Raw genomic sequence first — 16,288 nt, 5'->3', positions numbered from 1 at the left:
CTCAGCCAACTCCCTCGGGCACGGGTCGCCCCCCCTGCACCCGCACCATCGCCCTCGGGCTCGACCCCCTCTGTGCACCCGGGCCGCCGCCCCGGGCCGAGCCATCGCCCGCCCGGCGCGGGCGATCACCGGATCCTCAGGCAGCGCCCCGCTGGAGCGCCTCGCACACCGCGGTCGACTCGCGTACGCCCAGTTCGACCGAGCGTCCACAGTGGGTGATCCAGGCGGCCATGCCCTCCGGGGTGCCGGCCGTATAGCCCTCGAACGCCGCGGCATAGGCCGCCCGGCCCTGTTCCGCGTGGCCCACCTCGGCCGGGCAGATCGACTTCGGGTCCAGCCCGCTGCCGATCAGCACGATGCGCTCAGCGGTCCGGGCCACCAGAGCGTTGTGCGAACCGAACGGGCGCAGCGCAAGCAGTTCGCCGTGCACCACGGCCGCCGTGACCAGGGCCGGAGCACTACCGCCCGCGATGATCAGCTGCGAGAGACCTTCGAGTCGTCCGGCGACCTCATCGGCCCCGGGCAGCGGCGCCTCGATCAGCGGCTCGTCGACGGATTCACCCGCCAGGCGCGGACGCCCCACCGTGTCGTCGGGAGCCGCCCCGCCGGCTGCCACCAGATGCAACCGGGCCAGCACCCGCAGCGGCGACTGCCGCCAGATGGAAAGGAGTTGCCCCGCTTCCGCGGTAAGCCGCAACGCAGCACCGACGGTGCGCGCCTCATCCTCTCCGCTGAAGTCGGTACGCCGACGGACCTCTTCGAGGTTCCAGTCGGCACCGGCCAGTGCGGCCGAACCACGAGAGCCTCGCAGTGCGGCTTCGGCCGTGACCTCATTGCTGCGGCGCCGCATGACGCGGTGTCCGTAGACCCGGTCGACGGCCTTGCGCACGGAGTCCACGGCTTCGGGTACGCCGGGCAGGGAACCGAGCGCGGCAAGCGGGTCTGAGGCAGTCGTACTCATAAGTAGCGAGGCTACGCGCCCGCCCCTCCCGGACCACCCTCAAGTGGCCATCTTCACGAACGATGACTGCACAAAGCAATCGACCCGCTACCCTAGGTGAACATGAAGATCGCTTTCGTCGGGAAGGGCGGCAGCGGCAAGACCACGCTGTCCTCGCTCTTCATCCGCCACCTCGCCGCCAACGAAGCCCACGTCATCGCCGTGGACGCCGATATCAACCAGCACCTGGGTGCCGCCCTCGGGCTGGACGACGCGGAAGCCGCCGCGCTGCCCGCCATGGGTGCCCACCTCCCCCTCATCAAGAACTATCTGCGGGGCGCCAACCCCCGTATCGCTTCCGCCGAGACGATGATCAAGACGACTCCGCCCGGCGAGGGATCCCGACTGCTCCGGGTCCGCGAGGACAACCCGATCTTCGATGCCTGTGCGCGGACGGTGCGGCTCGACGACGGGGACATCCGGCTGATGGCGACGGGCCCCTTTACGGAGTCCGATCTCGGAGTCGCCTGCTATCACTCCAAGGTGGGGGCGGTGGAGCTCTGCCTCAACCACCTGGTCGACGGCCCCGACGAGTACGTCGTGGTCGACATGACGGCGGGCTCGGACTCGTTCGCCTCGGGCATGTTCACCCGCTTCGACATGACGTTCCTGGTCGCGGAGCCGACGCGAAAGGGGGTGTCGGTGTACCGCCAGTACAAGGAATACGCACGCGACTTCGGAGTCGCCCTGAAGGTCGTCGGGAACAAGGTGCAGAGCCAGGACGACCTGGAGTTCTTGCGCGCGGAGGTAGGCGACGACCTGCTGATCGGGGTCGGTCACTCCGACTGGGTCCGGTCGATGGAGAAGGGGCGGCCGTCGAGGTTCGAACTGCTGGAGGCCGACAACCGGATGGCCCTGCAGACGCTGCAGGACGCCGCCGAGGACTCGTACGGGCTCCGCGACTGGGAGCGCTACACGCGCCAGATGGTGCACTTTCACCTGAAGAACGCCGAGAGCTGGGGCAACGAGAAGACCGGCGCCGACCTGGCCGCCCAGGTCGACCCGGCCTTCGTGCTCGACGAACGGCACGCCGGGGCGGGCGCCGGGGCGGGCGCCGGGGCGGGCGCCGGGGCGGGCGCCGGGGCGGGCGTCGGGGCGGGCGTCGCAGCACCCGCCTGAAGCGGTGCCGACGCGGGAGCCGCCGCGGAACGTCGGCCCCTGAACACCGAGCCCGAGCGTCGGCCCCTGAACGTCGGACCCAGGCAGCGGCTCCCGAACGCCGGGCCCGAGCGTCGCACCCCGAACGCCGGACCCGAGCGTCGCACCCCGAACGCCGGACCCAGGCAGCGGCCCCCGAGCGCCGGGCCCGGGCAGCGGCTCCCGAACGCCGCCACCGGACCTCGTTCGCCGACCACCCCCGGGCGGCCGGCGAACGATGAGGCGGTGAGGCGGTGAGGCGGTGAGGTGATGTGGGGGGGCGTTGTGCGGTCAGCCGGCCCTTCGGCCGGTCGGGCGCTGCGCCGGGGCCTCGGTCGGCCGCCCCGGCGGGAGGCTCACCCGCGTCGGCCTACGCGGCCTACGCGGCAGGCTTCTCTGCGGGCTTCTCCGCGGGCTTCGCCGCGCCCGGCTGGTTGCCGAGGTAGGACGGCCAGCCTGCCTTGGGGGCCTCGCCGACGCCGAGCTTCGTGAGCTTGGCCAGCGTCTTCGGGTCCTGCGCGTCCAGCCAGTCGACGAGCTGCCGGAAGGACACGCAGCGCACACCTTCCTTGGTGCACACGTTCGCGATGGTCTCCTCGATGGCGCGCATGTAGGTGCCACCGTTCCAGGACTCGAAGTGGTTGCCGATGATCAGAGGTGCCCGGTTGCCCTTGTACGAGCGGTCGAAGGCCTGGAGCAGCCCGTCCCGCATCTGGTTCCCCCAGAACTCGTGCTGGGAGGGGTCCCCCTGGGTGGTCGTGCCGGACTGGTTGACCATGAAGTTGTAGTCCATCGAGAGGGTCTCGAAGGCGCGGCCGGGCATCGGGACGAGCTGGAGCGGAATGTCCCAGACCCCGCCCTTCTTCTGGGGCCAGACCTGGTTGCCGACGCCGCTGGAGTCGTAGCGGAAGCCCATGGTCCGGGCGGCGGCGACCATGTTCTCCTTCCCTTCGAGGCAGGGGGTGCGGGCGCCGATCAGTTCCTTGTCGTAGTCGAAGGGGAGCGGGGCCTCACCCTTCAGCTCCGGGGCGTTGGTCTTCCAGCCCTTGACGAAAGCTTTCGCCTGGCTGATTTCGCTCTTCCACTCATCGACGGACCAGGTCCCGACGCCGCCGTCCGCGCCGCAGAAGTGGCCGTTGAAGTGGGTACCGATCTCGTTGCCGTCCTTCCAGGCGGCACGAACCTCGGTGAGGGTGTCGCGGATGCCCTCGGTGTCGTTGAAGCCGATGTCGGAGCGGCCCGGCGCGTGCTGGGGCGGGCTGTAGAGGTCCTTCTTCTCCTCCGGCAGCAGGTACACGCCGCTCAGGAAGTACGTCATCGTGGCGTTGTACTTCTTGGCCACGCCACGGAAGTGCGAGAAGAGCTTCTGACTGTCCTCTCCGGCACCGTCCCAGGAGAACACCACGAACTGGGGAGGCTTCTCGCCGGGAGCGAGGCGCTCGACGGCCGGCATGTTCGGCTGGACCCCGGTGAAGGCGGTGGACCCGTCCCCGATGAGCTTGACCGCGTTCTTCGGGGCGTTGGCCGGCGGGTTCTCCTTGGCGCCGTGGGCACCCTTCTCCGCGTCGCCCTCCGCGCCTCCGGACGCCGATCCTGCGGCTCCGGTTCCATTGCCGGATCCGGATACAGAGCCGGAGCAGCCCGCGAGAACGGCGACCAGGGCCGTGGACATGACGCCCATGGCGATCCTCTTCGTGGCGGCCATCATCCGCCCACCCTCTTCCTTGCAGGTCATTTGCGTCGAAGTACGCCGAAGTGCGACGAAGTGCGTCGAAGTACCGACGGCGGCGCGGCCAAGTTCGCACGCGGTTCCACACAAGCAAGGGCGACATACCGAATGAAAAGCTTCTTATTCACCGATAAGAATTATCGAATAGCCCGAACGCCTCCGGCCTGAACCGGACGGGCCCAGGGGCCGTGCCATCAGATGACCCCGTTCGGATGGCCGGAAATGTCGCGCGCCACGCGTCGTCCAGCGGCTCTCGAACGCGGAGCGGGATCATGGCCCCATACACGAGAACACAGGTCTAAACCAATTCCCGGAAGGCTCTTGTCACCCGGCCTCGCGCCTGATGAGCTATGCCCCGGGACACAACGGACACCCTGGGACTGGGAGAAGTCGTGAGCAACGAGAGCCTGGCCAACCTGCTTCGGGAAGAGCGGAAGTTCGCTCCGCCTGCCGAGCTGGCCGCCAACGCCAACGTCACCGCAGAGGCGTACGAGCAGGCCGAGGCGGACCGGCTGGGCTTCTGGGCCGAGCAGGCCCGCCGCCTGACGTGGGCCACCGAGCCGACCGAGACCCTCGACTGGAGCAACCCGCCCTTCGCCAAGTGGTTCGCGGACGGCAAGCTGAACGTCGCGTACAACTGCGTCGACCGCCACGTCGAGGCGGGCAACGGCGACCGGGTCGCCATCCACTTCGAGGGCGAGCCGGGCGACAGCCGGGCCATCACCTACGCGGAGCTGAAGGACGAGGTCTCCCGGGCCGCCAACGCGCTCACCGAGCTGGGCGTCGGCAAGGGCGACCGGGTCGCCGTCTATCTGCCGATGATCCCCGAGGCCGCCGTCGCGATGCTGGCCTGCGCCCGCATCGGCGCCGCGCACTCCGTGGTATTCGGCGGCTTCTCGGCCGACGCCATCGCCGCCCGGATCAAGGACGCGGACGCCAAGGTCGTCATCACCGCCGACGGCGGCTACCGCCGCGGCAAGCCCTCCGCGCTGAAGCCCGCCGTCGACGACGCCGTCTCCCGGTTCGACACCGTCGAGCACGTCCTCGTCGTCCGTCGTACCGGCCAGGACACCGCCTGGACCGAGGGCCGCGACATCTGGTGGCACGAGATCACCGCCCGCCAGTCCGCCGAGCACACCCCCGAGGCGTTCGACGCGGAGCAGCCGCTCTTCATCCTCTACACCTCGGGCACCACGGGTAAGCCGAAGGGCATCCTGCACACCTCCGGCGGCTACCTCACCCAGGCGGCGTACACGCACCACGCCGTCTTCGACCTCAAGCCTTCGAGCGACGTCTACTGGTGCACCGCCGACATCGGCTGGGTGACCGGCCATTCGTACATCGTCTACGGGCCGCTGGCCAACGGCGCGACCCAGGTCATGTACGAGGGCACCCCGGACACCCCGCACCAGGGCCGGTTCTGGGAGATCGTGCAGAAGTACGGCGTCACGATCCTCTACACCGCGCCGACGGCGATCCGTACGTTCATGAAGTGGGGCGACGACATCCCCGCCAAGTTCGACCTGTCCTCGCTCCGCGTCCTCGGTTCGGTCGGTGAGCCGATCAACCCCGAGGCGTGGATGTGGTACCGGAAGAACATCGGCGCCGACAAGTGCCCCATCGTGGACACCTGGTGGCAGACCGAGACCGGCGCGATGATGATCTCGCCGCTGCCCGGTGTGACGGAGACGAAGCCGGGAAGCGCCCAGCGCGCACTGCCGGGCATCTCCGCCACCGTCGTGGACGACGAGGCCAACGAGGTGCCGAACGGCGGGGGCGGCTACCTCGTCCTCACCGAGCCGTGGCCCTCCATGCTCCGCACCATCTGGGGCGACGACCAGCGCTTCATCGACACCTACTGGTCGCGCTTCGAGGGCAAGTACTTCGCGGGCGACGGCGCCAAGAAGGACGAGGACGGCGACGTCTGGCTGCTCGGCCGGGTCGACGACGTCATGCTCGTCTCCGGGCACAACATCTCGACCACCGAGGTCGAGTCCGCCCTCGTCTCCCACCCCTCGGTCGCCGAGGCCGCCGTGGTCGGCGCCGCCGACGAGACGACCGGCCAGGCCATCGTGGCGTTCGTCATCCTGCGCGGTACGGCGACCACCTCCGACGAGCTGGTCGCGGACCTGCGCAACCATGTCGGGGCGACACTCGGCCCGATCGCCAAGCCCAAGCGGGTGCTGCCGGTCGCCGAACTGCCGAAGACCCGTTCCGGCAAGATCATGCGCCGACTGCTGCGCGATGTCGCCGAGAACCGCGAGCTGGGCGACGTCACCACGCTGACCGACTCCTCGGTGATGGACCTGATCACCACCCAGCTGCCGTCCTCCTCGTCCGCCGACGAGGACTGACGAGGCCGACGCTGAACCACCGCACGAGTGCGGCTCCGATGGGCATCCGGCGACGCGCCGGGTGCCCATCAGGCATGTGATCCGAGGACCACCTCCAGTACGACGATCACCTCGTACGATCCCGATCTTCGGCCTCCCGGTAGAGTGGGCGCTTCATCCACAACTTCAGAGAACATCTCCACAGGGGCGCCGGGAAGTCTGGTCGGCACCTGACCGGTCATGCCCGAACACCGTCCCGACCTGGAGGTATCTTCCGTGGCACCGCCCACCCCACCCACCCCCACACCGCCTCAGCGCTCACTGTTCGGCAGGCTCTCGCTGCCCGAGCGGAACTACGTGGCGGAGGCCCTGCGCACCGAGACGGTCGGCGGGATGCTGCTCCTGGTGGCTGCCGTCGTCGCACTCGTATGGGCCAACACCTTCGGCGGCTCCTACAAGGAAGTCAGCAGTTTCCACTTCGGTCCGGGCGCCCTGGGCCTGGACCTCTCCGTGGCGCACTGGGCGGCGGACGGGCTGCTCGCCGTCTTCTTCTTCGTCGCCGGTGTCGAGCTGAAGCGCGAACTGGTCGCGGGCGAACTCCGCGATCCGAAGGCCGCGGCCCTCCCCGTGGTGGCGGCCCTGTGCGGCATGGCGGTGCCCGCTCTCGTCTACTTCCTCACCGTGGTCGTCGGCGGCGGCTCGACGGACGGCTGGGCGGTCCCGACCGCGACCGACATCGCCTTCGCGCTCGCCGTTCTGGCGGTGATCGGTACGTCGCTCCCGTCCGCGCTGCGTGCCTTCCTGCTCACCCTGGCCGTCGTCGACGACCTCTTCGCGATCCTGATCATCGCGGTGTTCTTCACCTCGGACCTGAACTTCCTGGCTCTCGGCGGAGCCGTCCTCGGCCTGGTCGTCTTCCACCTCCTCCTCCGTTTCGACGTCCGGGGCTGGTACGTCTACGTTCCGCTCGCCCTGGTCATCTGGGGCCTGATGTACAACAGCGGCATCCACGCGACCATCGCCGGTGTCGCCATGGGCCTGATGCTGCGCTGCAGCCGACGCGAGGGCGAGAAGCACTCCCCCGGCGAGCACATCGAGCATCTCGTCCGCCCGCTGTCGGCCGGGATCGCCGTCCCGCTCTTCGCCCTGTTCTCGGCCGGGGTCGCGCTGAACGGGAAGTCACTGGCAGACGTCTTCACCCGGCCGGAGACACTCGGCGTCGTCCTCGGTCTCGTCGTCGGCAAGACCGTCGGCATCTTCGGCGGCACCTACCTCGCCGCCCGCTTCACCAAGGCGGAGCTGAACAAGGACCTGGCCTGGGCCGATGTCCTGGCGCTCGCCTCCCTCGCCGGCATCGGGTTCACGGTCTCGCTGCTCATCGGCGAGCTGGCCTTCGAGGGCGACACGCAGATGATCAACGAGATCAAGGCCGCCGTCCTGATCGGTTCGCTGACCGCGGCCCTGCTCGCCGCCGTGCTGCTCAGGCTCCGGGTGCGCAAGTACAAGGAGTTGTACGAGGCCGAGGAGCGGGACGAGGACGAATCCGGGGTACCGGACGTCTACGAGCAGGATGATCCGGAATATCACCTGCGGATGGCCGCCATCCTTGAGCGCAAGGCGGCCGAACACCGCCGCCTCGCCGAAGAGCGGGCGGGGGCAGCGAGCGACAAGCCGAACAGTCCGGCATGATCTGACATCGGATGTGTCGAAGACGGAGAGGGAGTCAGGGATGAGCGACCCCGGCAACTACGCGGGCAGCACGGACCGCAGCATCGGACAGCTGGTCGCTTCGGCGACGGCCGAGATGTCCGCGCTGGTGCACGACGAGATCGCCCTGGCCAAGGCGGAGGTGCGACAGGACGTCAGGCGCGGGGCGATCGGCAGCATCGCGTTCATCGTCGCGGGCGTGCTGGCGCTCTTCTCGATCCCGGTGCTGAGCTTCGCCGCGGCGTACGGCATCCACAACCTGGGCCTCGGGCTCGCCTGGTCGTTCCTGATCGTGGGCGTGGCGTTCATCGCGCTGGGCGGGCTGCTGGCGTTCCTGGGCATCCGGAAGTTCAAGAAGGTCAAGCCGCCGGAGAAGTCCATCGCCTCCGCCAAGCAGACCGCCGCCGTGCTGCAGAAGGCCAAGCCCCATCCGCGTCCCTCGATCGAGGCCGCCGCGATCATCGAGCGCTCCGCCGCCTCCGGCAGCTCGCTGGCGAAGAAGGGTGTCGAGGGCGGCTCGGGTCAGGAGAAGGCCGGGTCTGTGGCACGCTCGTCCACATGACCGTTCCCCCCGATTCCAGCGCATTCGGTCCGACGGGTCCCGCGGACCCGGAGGGCCCGGCTGCCCCGTCCGGCCCGGCCGCGGGCCCCTCGGGCCGGGCCGCGGCCGGGGGCCGGTGCGGATCGACGGCCCCTGGGCCCACCGTGACGTGGCGGCCAACGGTGCGCGCTTCCACATCGCCGAGCTGGGCGAAGGGCCGCTCGTGCTCCTGCTGCACGGTTTCCCGCAGTTCTGGTGGACCTGGCGCCACCAGATGACCGCGCTCGCCGACGCCGGCTTCCGGGCGGTCGCGATGGACCTGCGCGGGGTGGGCGGCAGCGACCGTACGCCGCGCGGTTACGACCCCGCCAACCTCGCCCTCGACGTCACCGGTGTGATCCGCTCCCTCGGTGAGCCCGACGCGGCCCTGGTCGGTCACGACCTCGGCGGCTACCTCGCCTGGACGGCCGCCGTGATGCGGCCCAAGCTGGTCCGCCGACTCGTCGTCTCCTCGATGCCGCACCCGCGTCGCTGGCGCTCCTCGATGCTGTCCGACTTCGCCCAGTCGCGGGCCGGTTCGTACGTCTGGGGATTCCAGCGCCCGTGGCTGCCGGAGCGTCAACTCCTCGCGGACGACGCCGCCCTGGTGGGGAACCTCATCCAGGACTGGGCGGGCCCCCGCACCCCGGAGTTCCCCGACGAGGAGACCCTGGACGTCTACCGGCGGGCCATGAGCATCCCCTCGACCGCGCACTGCTCGATCGAGCCGTACCGCTGGATGGTGCGGTCGATGGCGCGTCCGGACGGGATCCAGTTCAACCGGCGGATGAAGCGCCCGGTCCGGGTGCCCACGCTGCACCTGCACGGGTCGCTCGATCCGGCGGTCCGCACCCGTAGTTCGGCCGGGTCCGGCCAGTACGTCGAGGCGCCCTACCGGTGGCGACTTTTCGACGGTGTCGGGCACTTCCCGCACGAGGAGGATCCGATCGGCTTCTCCACCGAACTCATCAACTGGCTCAAGGACCCCGAGCCGGACCGGTAGCCGCCGGGCCCGCCCGGGCACAGGTGTCCGACGAACAGCCAATTGCCTGCCGCATAGGCCAATTGGCTGACTCGCGCACGATTACCGACCTTGGGTCACGGGCAGACGTCGGGGTATGGGCTGGACGCACGACTTCACTGACGAAGCACGCAACCGCCGCTCCGCCGCCTCGACCGGTGTGAGCACTCATGAGGGGAGCGGCCCTCGGGGCCGGGTGCACCACGTGCATGACCTTCGCCGTTCCCGTCTCGGGATTTCCCGCATCCTCCGCCGCCGGGCCCGCTGGGTCTCGGCACGGCTCCGACACCCCCGTAACTGACTCTCGCCCAAGGCCCTCGGGGGCTCGTGGAGTTCCCCAGGACGCGCGCGCCCGGCTGCGGCGCCCAGGGCCTGTCCGACCGTTCCCGTCGTCGCCCGCAGGGCGGCCACACGGTGTCAGGTACGTGCTCTCGGCGTGCCGGCCCCGGGCCCTCGTACTGGACGTACGTGGCTCTGGGGCCGGTGCGGCGAGAGTGCGCGCATGGCGTCGTGGGGCAGGCGGGAGTGATCAGACAGGCTCTACAGGGCGCAGCCCTGGCTGTCGACCTGCTGGTTGGCGGTGCGGCCGATCTCGATGTCCTCGCGGATCTCGTCCGCCGTCAGCGCGTAGCCGGTGTCCGGGTCGTCGAGCGACTTGGCGAACACCACGCCGTACACCTTTCCGTCCGGAGTGAGCAGCGGGCCGCCCGAGTTGCCCTGGCGCACCGTCGCGAAGAGCGAGTACACATCGCGGCGCACCGTGCCCCGGTGGTAGATGTCCGGGCCGTCGGCGTTGATCCGGGCGCGGACGCGGGCCGAGCGCACGTCGTACGCACCGTTCTCGGGGAAGCCCGCGACGATCGCGCTGTCGCCGGTCTCCGCGTCGTCGTCCGGGCCGGTGAACTGCAGCGGCCTGGCCTGGAGGTCGGGGACGTCCAGGACGGCGATGTCGCGCTGCCAGTCGTAGAGGACGACCTTCGCGTCGTACAGCCGACCCTCGCCGCCGATCTGGACGGTGGGCTCGTCCACACCGCCGACCACGTGGGCGTTGGTCATGACCCGGCGCTCGGCGAAGACGAAGCCGGTCCCTTCGAGGACCTTGCCGCAACTCGGGGCCGTCCCGACGACCTTGACGATCGACTTCTTGGCGCGGGCGGCCACCGGGCTGCCCACCAGGGCCGGGTCAGGGGCCTTGACCTCGGTGATCGGCTCGTTGGCGAACGGGCTGAAGACCTGCGGGAAGCCGTTCTGCGCGAGGACGGAGGAGAAGTCCTGGAACCAGGTGGGCGCCTGGTCCGGCATCACCCGGTCGACCCCCAGCAGCACCGAGGAGTTGCGGACCTCCTTGCCGAGGGTCGGCAGCGAAGTGCCCGCCAGCAACAGGCCGATCATCCAGGCCACCAGCAGCATGGCCACGACGTTGACCAGCGCGCCGCCGGTGGCGTCCAGGGCACGCGCGGGCGACCAGGTGATGTACCGGCGGAGTTTGTTGCCCAGGTGGGTGGTGAACGCCTGGCCGATCGAGGCGCAGACGATCACGACGACGACCGCGCCGATGGCGACCGCCGTGGAGACCTCGGCGTCCTCGGTCACCCGGTCCCAGATGACCGGCAGCAGGTAGACGGCGACGAGCCCGCCCCCGAGGAAGCCGATCACCGACAGGATGCCGACGACGAAACCCTGGCGATAGCCGATGACCGCGAACCACACGGCAGCCAGCAGCAGCAGGATGTCCAGCACGTTCACCGTCTGTAGCCTCGCAGTTTCGTCACCTGGCCCGTCGGTGGTGACGGGGTCCGGGCCGGGCCCGGAACAGCGCAGCAGAACAGCCAGCGTGTCATGCGCGCCAGTCGAGCGGCACCTGTCTGGTCCTGTCCCAGGGGCGTTCCCATCCCGCGTAGTGCACAATCCGGTCGATCACTCCGGCCGTGAAACCCCAGACCAGGGCCGATTCGACCAGAAATGCCGGGCCGCTGTGCCCGCTCGGGTGGACGGCCGTCGCCCGGTTCTCCGGGTCCGTGAGATCCGCCACGGGGACCGTGAAGACCCGGGCCGTCTCGGCCGGATCGACGACCCCGACCGGGCTGGGCGCCCGCCACCAGCCGAGCACGGGTGTCACGACGAAGCTGCTGACCGGGATGTAGAGCCGGGGCAGCACCCCGAAGAGCTGCACGCCCCGCGGGTCGAGCCCGGTCTCCTCCTCGGCCTCGCGCAGCGCCGCCCTCAGCGGCCCGGTGGTGGTCTGGTCGCCGTCCTCGGGATCCAGCGCGCCCCCGGGGAAGGACGGCTGCCCGGCGTGGGAGCGCAGGGTCCCGGCCCGCTCCATGAGCAGCAGCTCGGGTCCGCGCTCCCCCTCGCCGAACAGGATCAGGACGGCGGACTGCCGGCCGGCCCCGCTCTCGGGCGGCAGGAAGCGGCTGAGCTGCTGCGGCCGGACACTGCGCGCGGCATCGGCGACGGGATCGAGCCAGGCGGGCAGGCCGTCGGTGCTGACGGTGACGGCCGTGTCGGGAACACGGCTGACGGGGCCGTGGCCCGGCCCCGCCGCCGGCCCGTGTCCCGGCTCCGCGGCGGGGCTGTTCCTGGCCTGCGTCGTGCTGTGTGCGTGCGTGTGCGTCATAGGCACCCCCGTCGATTCCCAACGCCTGTCGTCGGCCATTTCGTTCCGAGCCGCTCCGTCCTGGGGAAGGAATCCGCCCTGAGGGTGAACCTGAGGGAGAAATCCGTCCGGGGGTTTATCCGTTTCCGGGGCGATCCGTTCCAAGGCCCCTGGCCCGGCACCTCAATCCGCCCCCTCGCCCGGCTCCTCACTCCGTCCCCTCACTCGCCCTCACTCGGCGCTCACCCGGCCCCCAGCGCGGGCGCGGGCTTGCCCGGGTAGTCGGCGGGCGGGCTGAGCCGCTGGCCCGGGTAGCCGCCCATCTCGTACTTCAGGAGCTTCCTGGCCTTCTCCGGATCGGTCTCGCCCTCCCCGTACGACGGGCACAGCGGGGCGATGGGGCAGGCCCCGCAGGCGGGTTTGCGGGCGTGGCAGATCCGGCGGCCGTGGAACACGACGCGGTGCGAGAGCATCGTCCACTCGCTCTTGGGGAAGATGCCGGCGACGACCGCCTCGACCTTCACCGGGTCCTCCTCGTCCGTCCACTTCCAGCGCCGCACCAGGCGCCCGAAGTGCGTGTCGACCGTGATCCCCGGAACTCCGAAAGCGTTACCGAGGACGACATTGGCGGTCTTGCGGCCGACGCCGGGCAGTTTGACGAGGTCCTCCAGACGTCCCGGGACCTCACCGCCGAACTCGTCCCGGAGGGCCGCCGAGAGGCCCAGCAGCGACTTCGTCTTCGCCCGGAAGAACCCGGTCGGCCGGATGATCTCCTCCATCTCCTCCGGCACCGCCGCCGCCATGTCCTCGGGCGTGGGGTATGCGGCGAAGAGCGCGGGCGTCGTCTGGTTGACCCTCAGGTCGGTGGTCTGGGCGGAGAGCACCGTGGCCACGAGGAGCTCGAAGGGGTTACGGAAGTCCAGCTCGGGATGGGCGTACGGATAGACCTCGGCGAGCTCGCGGTTGATCCGGCGCGCCCGGCGGACCATCGCGAGATGGGACTCGGCCTTCGGCGCCTTACGCGGGGCCGCCTTGGCCTCAGGGGCCGCCTTCGCTTTCTTTCCGGTCGTGCCGGGCGTCTTCTTTCCTGTTGTGCCGGGCGTTGACGATGACACTGCGGACCTCCTGGCCGACTTCCCGAACGTCTTCCCCGGCCCTCCGGGGGACCCCTGCGCGTCTCCGGCGGAGCCATTCGCGGCATTCTTCGGGCGCGGGAGAGGCTGTTCGCCCACAGCGGAATCGTCGCCCTCCGCCACCCCGTCAGCCCCCTCGGCCTGCGCTCTCCCCGGTGATCCGGACACCCGTCCAGCCTAGGGCCAGGCACCGACAACCACCCTTGCCACGGCGCATCCGCCCCCGATCGGCCCCCTGCCGTAGGGTCCGGCACGCCCGTGCGTCAAACTGGTTTGTGATTGATCGCACTGTTTTACCGTCCGGCATGATGGGGACCACGGTTCCCTGGACAGGCCGACAAGGAGAGAACTCGTGGACGACGTTCTGCGGCGCGCCCCGCTTTTCGCGGCGCTCGATGACGAGCAGGCCGCGGAGCTCCGCGCCTCGATGAGTGAGGTGACCCTCGCGCGCGGAGACGCGCTGTTCCACGAGGGCGACCAGGGTGACCGCCTGTACGTGGTCACCGAGGGCAAGGTGAAGCTCCACCGCACCTCGCCCGACGGGCGCGAGAACATGCTGGCCGTGCTCGGCCCCGGCGAGCTGATCGGGGAGCTGTCGCTCTTCGACCCGGGCCCGCGTACGGCGACCGCCTCCGCACTGACCGAGGTCAAGCTCCTCGGCCTCGGCCACGGCGACCTGCAGCCCTGGCTGAACGCCCGGCCCGAGGTGGCCACCGCGCTGCTGCGCGCGGTCGCCCGACGGCTGCGCAAGACCAACGACCAGATGTCCGACCTGGTCTTCTCCGACGTGCCGGGCCGTGTCGCCCGCGCCCTCCTGGACCTGTCGCGCCGCTTCGGCGTCCAGTCCGAGGAAGGCATCCACGTCGTGCACGACCTCACCCAGGAGGAGCTGGCCCAGCTGGTCGGCGCTTCCCGCGAGACGGTCAACAAGGCCCTCGCGGACTTCGCGGGCCGCGGCTGGCTGCGGCTGGAGGCCCGGGCGGTCATCCTGCTGGACGTCGAGCGGCTGGCGAAGCGCTCGCGCTGAGACGAGCCCACGGGGCGCCCCACCGGCGCCCTTACGGCCGCTCATCCGGCTGTCCGGCGCTGATCCCGGGCCCCCCGGCCCTCATCCGGCTCCCCGGCGCTGATCAGGGGCTCAGCCCTGGATCAGCCCGTGCTCGGTCAGGTATTCCCACTGCGCCCGCACGGACAGCTCGGCGGCCGGCCACAGGGAGCGGTCGACGTCGGCGTACACCGCCGCGACCACCTCCGCCGGCGTACGGTGCCCGGCCTCCACCGCCGTCTCCACCTGGGCGAGCCGATGGGCGCGGTGGGCGAGGTAGAACTCCACCGCCCCCTGCGCGTCCTCCAGCACCGGCCCGTGGCCCGGCAGCACCGTGTGGACGCCGTCGTCGACCGTCAGCGACCGCAGCCGCCGCAGCGAGTCCAGGTAGTCGCCGAGCCGCCCGTCCGGGTGCGCGACCACCGTCGTACCGCGGCCGAGGATCGTGTCGCCCGTCAGCACCGCCCGGTCGGCGGGCAGATGGAACGAGAGCGAGTCCGCGGTGTGCCCCGGCGTCGGCACCACGCGCAGCTCCAGGCCGCCGGTGGTGATCACGTCGCCCGCCGCGAGGCCCTCGTCGCCCAGCCGCAGCGCCGCGTCCAGGGCCCGTACCTTCGTCCCCGTCAGCTCCGCGAACCGGCCCGCGCCCTCCGCGTGGTCGGGATGACCGTGGGTGAGCAGCGTCAGGCCCACGCGCCGCCCCGACCGCTCCACCGCGTCGATGACGGCCCGCAGGTGTACGTCGTCGAGCGGCCCGGGGTCGATGACGACCGCGAGATCGGAGTCGGGCTCGGCCACGATCCAGGTGTTCGTCCCGTCGAGCGTCATCGCGGACGGGTTGGGCGCGAGGACGTTGACCGTACGGGTGGTGGCGGGGCCGGAGACGACGGTTCCGCGCGGCTGTCCGGGCAGGGCTGCTGCGTCGCTCATGCGGCCCCGCCTCCCCCACCCGCCGCGGGCACGTGTTTGGTGAACTCGTCGTGTCCCGGCCACGTCAGTACCAGCTCGTCGCCCTCCAGCCGGGCCTGCGCCAGGACGGGGGTCATGTCCTGCGCGTCGGCGGCCTCCAGGGCCGCCGCGGCCGTCCTGTACGGCGCGAGGGCCCGCAGTGTGGTCACGGTGGGCGGCATCATCAGCAGCTCGCCAGCGTCGTAGCGGCGGGCGGCCTCCGCCGGGGCGATCCACACCGTACGGTCGGCTTCGGTGGAGACGTCCCGGGTGCGCTGCCCCTCGGGGAGCGCGGCGACGAAGAACCAGGTGTCGTAGCGGCGCGGTTCGAACTCCGGGGTGATCCAGCGCGCCCAGGCGCCCAGCAGGTCCGAGCGCAGCACCAGGCCGCGCCGGTCCAGGAACTCCGCGAACGACAGGTCCCGGGCGACCAGCGCCTCCCGGTCGGCCTCCCAGTCGCCCCCGGTGGTGTCGCCGACCACGGTCGTGGCGGTCGGCCCGGCGAGCAGGACGCCCGCCTCCTCGAACGTCTCGCGCACCGCCGCGCAGACGACGGCCTGCGCCTCGGTGACCGTCGCCACGCCGAGCCGGCCGGCCCAGTGCTCCAACGGGGGCCCGGCCCACCCGATCAGCCGGTCGTCGTCGCGCGGATCGACTCCGCCACCCGGATAGGCGTACGCGCCTCCGGCGAACGCCATCGACGTACGGCGGCGCAGCATGTGCACGGCGGGCCCCGGCGTCGGCGCCTGAGGCCCGCCGTCGCGGAGCAGCATCACCGTGGCGGCCCTCCGGGGCGGCACGGCCGTCAGCTCACCGGCGGCGAGGGCCCGGATCCGGTCGGGCCATTCCGGGGGGTACCACTGACCTTGGGACATGGCCGGAGGCTATCCGGAACCGCGCCGATGTTCGAGAGGCTCCCTGACCATCAGGCGACCCGGCATACCCGTACGCGCCCGCCCTGCCCCGTACGCACGCGACCAGGCCGCTCACGGCACCCGTACACACGCGATCCCGCCCGGTCATGAGGACCGGGCGGGATCGGAAACGTACGGGGCA

Annotated in this window: 13 protein-coding genes and 1 pseudogene; 7 read left to right on the top strand and 7 right to left on the bottom strand. The window is 70.8% G+C overall.

The features are described from left to right. Positions 1–136: 136 nt before the first annotated feature. Positions 137–961 (bottom strand): oxidoreductase, encoded by an 825-nt coding sequence (locus CCZ36_RS19230; protein WP_128818202.1) that lies wholly within the window; start codon positions 959–961, stop codon positions 137–139. A 102-nt stretch (positions 962–1,063) separates the two neighbouring features. Here CCZ36_RS19230 and CCZ36_RS19225 point away from each other — a divergent pair, with 102 nt between their 5' ends. Next, the gene (locus CCZ36_RS19225; RefSeq protein ID WP_237302699.1) at positions 1,064–2,119 is read left to right on the top strand and encodes an ATP-binding protein; all 1,056 of its coding nucleotides are present in this window, start codon (positions 1,064–1,066) and stop codon (positions 2,117–2,119) included. 397 nt (positions 2,120–2,516) lie between these two features. Here CCZ36_RS19225 and CCZ36_RS19215 read toward each other — a convergent pair whose 3' ends face one another. Beyond that, complete coding sequence (locus tag CCZ36_RS19215) at positions 2,517–3,845, bottom strand: hypothetical protein (RefSeq protein ID WP_069735507.1); 1,329 nt, start codon at positions 3,843–3,845, stop codon at positions 2,517–2,519. A gap of 371 nt (positions 3,846–4,216) precedes the next feature. Between CCZ36_RS19215 and acs the strand changes: the two genes are divergently transcribed. From acs to CCZ36_RS35835, 5 genes and pseudogenes are all read left to right on the top strand, one after another. Beyond that, positions 4,217–6,220 carry an acetate--CoA ligase gene (gene acs / locus CCZ36_RS19210; protein WP_069735508.1) on the top strand — a complete coding sequence of 668 codons (2,004 nt, stop codon included), beginning with the start codon at positions 4,217–4,219 and terminating at the stop codon, positions 6,218–6,220. 255 nt (positions 6,221–6,475) lie between these two features. Beyond that, entirely contained in the window at positions 6,476–7,888 is a 1,413-nt protein-coding gene (gene nhaA, locus CCZ36_RS19205; RefSeq protein ID WP_079149438.1) for a Na+/H+ antiporter NhaA, read from the top strand. Positions 7,889–7,928: 40 nt separating this feature from the next. Next, a complete protein-coding gene (locus CCZ36_RS19200; protein ID WP_069735510.1) occupies positions 7,929–8,468 on the top strand; it encodes a phage holin family protein in 540 nt (179 codons plus the stop codon). Beyond that, positions 8,465–9,489: pseudogene (locus CCZ36_RS19195) on the top strand (alpha/beta fold hydrolase). Before CCZ36_RS19200 ends, CCZ36_RS19195 begins: the two are co-directional and overlap by 4 nt. 115 nt (positions 9,490–9,604) lie before the next feature. Continuing rightward, a complete protein-coding gene (locus tag CCZ36_RS35835) occupies positions 9,605–9,808 on the top strand; it encodes a hypothetical protein (protein ID WP_075265043.1) in 204 nt (67 codons plus the stop codon). A 239-nt stretch (positions 9,809–10,047) separates the two neighbouring features. On the opposite strand, the gene CCZ36_RS19180 is transcribed toward CCZ36_RS35835, so the two are convergent. The 3 genes from CCZ36_RS19180 to nth all read right to left on the bottom strand — a co-directional run bounded on the left by CCZ36_RS19180 (position 10,048) and on the right by nth (position 13,095). Then, a complete protein-coding gene (locus CCZ36_RS19180) occupies positions 10,048–11,253 on the bottom strand; it encodes a MarP family serine protease (protein WP_128818200.1) in 1,206 nt (401 codons plus the stop codon). Positions 11,254–11,344: 91 nt separating this feature from the next. Further along, positions 11,345–12,127 (bottom strand): NUDIX hydrolase, encoded by a 783-nt coding sequence (locus CCZ36_RS19175; protein WP_128818199.1) that lies wholly within the window; start codon positions 12,125–12,127, stop codon positions 11,345–11,347. A 221-nt stretch (positions 12,128–12,348) separates the two neighbouring features. Beyond that, a complete protein-coding gene (gene nth, locus CCZ36_RS19170) occupies positions 12,349–13,095 on the bottom strand; it encodes an endonuclease III (protein ID WP_069735622.1) in 747 nt (248 codons plus the stop codon). Positions 13,096–13,591: 496 nt separating this feature from the next. Here nth and CCZ36_RS19165 point away from each other — a divergent pair, with 496 nt between their 5' ends. Next, a complete protein-coding gene (locus tag CCZ36_RS19165; protein WP_003967450.1) occupies positions 13,592–14,266 on the top strand; it encodes a Crp/Fnr family transcriptional regulator in 675 nt (224 codons plus the stop codon). 111 nt (positions 14,267–14,377) lie between these two features. Here the strand turns inward: CCZ36_RS19165 and CCZ36_RS19160 are convergent, their stop codons facing one another. Beyond that, positions 14,378–15,214 carry an MBL fold metallo-hydrolase gene (locus CCZ36_RS19160; RefSeq protein ID WP_069735514.1) on the bottom strand — a complete coding sequence of 279 codons (837 nt, stop codon included), beginning with the start codon at positions 15,212–15,214 and terminating at the stop codon, positions 14,378–14,380. Beyond that, positions 15,211–16,107, bottom strand: a complete 897-nt coding sequence (locus tag CCZ36_RS19155) for an NUDIX hydrolase (RefSeq protein ID WP_128818198.1) — start codon at positions 16,105–16,107, stop codon at positions 15,211–15,213. The genes CCZ36_RS19160 and CCZ36_RS19155 overlap by 4 nt, the downstream gene beginning before the upstream one ends. Positions 16,108–16,288 lie beyond the last annotated feature (181 nt).

Origin of the sequence: Streptomyces sp. S063, from assembly GCF_002832675.1 — a bacterium.
GTDB lineage: Bacteria > Actinomycetota > Actinomycetes > Streptomycetales > Streptomycetaceae > Streptomyces > Streptomyces sindenensis.
Note: the sequence above shows the minus strand (reverse complement) of the source record. Positions and strands in the feature narration are given on the sequence as shown.